The organism is Halorientalis sp. (genome assembly GCF_028275115.1).
Classification (GTDB): Archaea; Halobacteriota; Halobacteria; order Halobacteriales; family Haloarculaceae; genus Halorientalis.
Genome location: NZ_JAQCNH010000099.1, coordinates 1 through 3,450, shown reverse-complemented (window position 1 = coordinate 3,450; position 3,450 = coordinate 1). Strand labels below are relative to the sequence as shown.

2 protein-coding genes and 1 pseudogene are annotated in these 3,450 nt (G+C 60.9%); 1 reads left to right on the top strand and 2 read right to left on the bottom strand.

Going from position 1 to position 3,450, the window contains the following annotated elements; all coding sequences use genetic code 11:
• Positions 1–15: 15 nt before the first annotated feature.
• Both Q0964_RS13855 and Q0964_RS13850 read right to left on the bottom strand, forming a co-directional pair.
• The gene (locus Q0964_RS13855; RefSeq protein WP_299268694.1) at positions 16–1,164 is read right to left on the bottom strand and encodes an MBL fold metallo-hydrolase; all 1,149 of its coding nucleotides are present in this window, start codon (positions 1,162–1,164) and stop codon (positions 16–18) included.
• A gap of 59 nt (positions 1,165–1,223) precedes the next feature.
• Positions 1,224–3,008: a bifunctional metallophosphatase/5'-nucleotidase gene (locus Q0964_RS13850; protein WP_299268692.1), complete on the bottom strand. Its 1,785-nt coding sequence runs from the start codon at positions 3,006–3,008 to the stop codon at positions 1,224–1,226.
• Positions 3,009–3,277: 269 nt separating this feature from the next.
• Here Q0964_RS13850 and Q0964_RS18370 point away from each other — a divergent pair.
• Positions 3,278–3,450 (top strand): annotated as a pseudogene (locus Q0964_RS18370) (glutaredoxin domain-containing protein); the annotation flags it as partial.

Sequence of the window (3,450 nt, the reverse complement as noted above, 5' to 3'; positions counted from 1 at the left end):
GGAGAGCCGGTCCTGTTACGCGGCACAGTTATTCGGTCCTAGTTCGAGTTCAGTCGCCTCGTTCTCGTCGTCGACAGTGTCTTTGCCCGTGTTGATGGCGATGACTGCCTCGTAGTTCGGGGGTTTCTCCGGGACGTCCTCGGTCAGACGCTCAACGAACGCGTCGCGATCCAGCCCGAGGAAGTCGAGTTCGGTACGGAGGTCCCCGAGTCGGGCCTTGAGGGGATCGCCTGGTGAGCCGTTCTCGTAGCGACCGTCGCTCGTGACGGTGAGGTGACCCGGCAGGATCGTCGTGTCGTCTGGAAGTTCGAGAATTGTCTCGTGAAGCGAGTCGTACAGCAGTTCCGCTCCATGCGAAGCATCGTCGTCGCCGAACTGGAGTTCGGTCCGTCCAACGGAGTCGACGAACAGCGTATCGCCAGTCAACAGGAGTTCGCCGTCGACGAGGTAGTTCAGCATCTCCGAGGTGTGCCCGGGCGTGTGTAATGCTTTGATTTCGACCTCGCCGACCTCAATGATCTCTCCATCCGATAGTGATTCGTATGCGTACTGGACGCCACGCTCGCTGGCTGTGTCGCCGAGGTGGTAGGGCACGCCGATCTTGTCGGCAAGTGCCGGGCTGCCAGAAATATGGTCGGCGTGGACGTGCGTATCGAGTACACGAGTGATGGAGAGCCCAGCGTCCTGGGCGGCGACTTTGAACTGGTCGGTCTGCCGGGTCGCATCGACCACAACAGCCTCCTCCGCCTCCTTCGAGCCAACGACGTAGCCGAGACAGCCCTTTGCTCGTCGCTGGACCTGCCGAACGATGAGATCGTCACTGGCTGTTTCGATAGGAACGGTCTCGTAGAGTTTGCTCCACTCCTCCATACCGCCAATGACGGCGGAGATATCGTCGTAGCCGTACTCTTCGAGTTCGAATGCGAACGCCGTCGACGTCAGGCCCTTGCCACAAATGGTAACGACCGACTGGCTGGCATCCAGTGCGTTTACCCCGTTCAGTTGATCTTCACTCAGTCCCTCGTCTGGGTTGTAAGGGACGTTCTCCGCATCGGGCACGTGCCAGGCTTCGTAGCTGTCCTCGGGGCGTGTGTCGATGAGGGTGAATCGTTCGTTCGCGTCGGTCTTCTCGGCGAGTTGACCCGCAGTGATAGTTTTGACCATAATTTCTGATTTGTGTCGTGTCGAGTTTGCCGCTCGTCGCTCCCCGCGTACGTCGCCGGCTAGCGCGTTCGATTACGCCCTTCTTCGGGGAAAGTGTTCGTGCGCGGAATCATGGCTGTCTCGCAGTACGCTCCGCCGGCCGCGTAGTCGACACCGGGCTGGATGAACGGATACGGGCCGTCTGCGGGCGTGTTCTGGGCTCGACCACCGTCGTCCGCAGTCTCGACCAGTCCCATCACCTCGTAGTCGACGGGCGAGTGTTTTTCGAGATATTCGACGATGACGTCGACCGGGATCGTATCGTCGTCAACCTCGACGTCCTGGAACGGGAAGCCGCAGTTGCCGAGATCGCGCTCGGGGTCACCAGGCCGGCGGAACGTCGCCACCGAGTACGTCTCCTCCGGGTCGAGTGGCTCACCGTCGATTCGCATCTCAACGAGGCGACGGCCGCGCTGGGCTGTTGGGTCGACGGTCACCTCGACGTTCGAGGAGTAGTTGCGGACGCGGCCGTCTTCCTGGTCGTAGGGGTACGGGGTGAAGTTGTCCTGGAGGAATGCCTCCATGTGGGTCGTGAGTTGCTGGCCGTAGGCGACACCGCGGGCAACGGGTGCCGTCATCGGGAAAAACGTGTAGAGGTCACCGAGTGTGATGTCGCCGGGAGGAATGGCAGTCCCGTAGCGGAACCCGTGTGAAACGGCGAGATCGGTGTCGAAATGCGCCTGTAGTGCGTCGTTGAACAGCGTGTTCCACGCGCTCTCGAGGAAAGACTGCCGGTAGAGTGGGTTCTCCGTCTGGCCGACGACCGTATCCAGCGGCCGGTCGAGCGTGCCCCCACCTCGCTCGAACCCTGGGTCATTCTCGAGGAAGGGCGCACGCACGGCTTCGACCGTCTCCGCCGCGTCGGCATCCGGCGCTGGCGTGTGCTCGCCGTCCTCGGTCAGACAGTAGAGGTGGTGACGGAACTGTAGTTCCCCATCCCGGAAGCGGAGGTCCACCCGGCCGAGCGCCTCGCCCATGCCGGACTCGACGACGACCGTTTCGGTCTCCTCAACGACGATCGGGTCGTAGGTGTACTCGTGGGTGTGTGCGCTGAACATCAGGTCCACGCTCCGACAGTCCTTGGCGGCCTGGACCATCCACGGCAATCCGATCTCGGTGACCGCAATCACGACGTCCGCGCCGTCCTCGCGAACGGCCTGTGCGGACTCCTCGAGAAGGGCCGGGTGCTTGCCAAAGCGATACTTCCCCTCGGAGAACGCGGGCGCCATCCGGTCGACGTAGATATTCGTCATACCGACAACGCCCACGGAGAGCCCACCAACATCGATGAGTCGGTAGGGGTCGTACAATCGCTCCTCGGTCTCCCAGTCGTAGAGGTTGTTCGCGAGGACGGGTGCATCGAGTGTGTCCATCAGTTCCAGAAAGTTGCCGTCCTCGGCGGGCTCGTTTGAGTAATCCCAGTTGCCGGGGACGTAGATATCGGGCGCGAGATGATCGTTGATGGGATCGAGCATCGCTCGTCCACGGGTGTAGGTGGTTACAGCGGAGCCGTGGAACGTGTCGCCGCTCATAAGCGTACAGACGTCCTGGTGCTCGCGGAGTTCCTCGAGTTTGGCCGCGAGCAGTGGAATCCCACCACCGCGTTTGACCACGTGGTCGTCGTCTCCGAAGTCGAGGTTCGGCTTCGACGTTGGGTTGTCGTAGTAGACCTGGTAGCGTGGCGTCAGCTGGCCGTGGAGGTCGCTGACGTGGGCGAAGACCACATCGGCGTCTTCGTTGCCGTCTCTGACAGGGTCGCCACCGAAGGACTGCCACTCGCCGATATCCGTTTCATATTCGTTCATCGTGATTGGGCTGTCGTTACAGACAGCGAATGTTCGGAATCGCCGATTATAATTAGTTAGACAGTACTCGCATACCGAAGATCGCGAGTCCAGCGATCCAACTACTGTCAATACCAAATGGGCTAAACCCGCCCATTTACTCCGATATCCTTGAGAGGCATCCCGACCCCGCCTGCAAAGGCAAGTCGACGTTCTTGCATCGCTACGCTCTGCAGGAGCCACGTCGAGGGCCAAATTTTAGCGCGCTCGCCTCCATACTATCATAGACGCTCGAACTCTACCAGTCCGAAGGTTGTCCGCACTCCGGCAAGGTCCGCGAGAAGCTCTCCGAACTCGGCGTCTCGTACGTCATCCACAATCCGCGGCTCCCCGGAGACCAAGGTGGCGACGTGACCAACGAACTCACACACGACGAACTGGTGGCCGGCGGAAACGACCAAAT

Coding starts and splice junctions, on each gene's coding strand:
- Q0964_RS13855 (WP_299268694.1), bottom strand. CDS start 1,164: ATGGTCAAAACTATCACTGCGGGTCAACTCGCCGAGAAGACCGACGCG.
- Q0964_RS13850 (WP_299268692.1), bottom strand. CDS start 3,008: ATGAACGAATATGAAACGGATATCGGCGAGTGGCAGTCCTTCGGTGGC.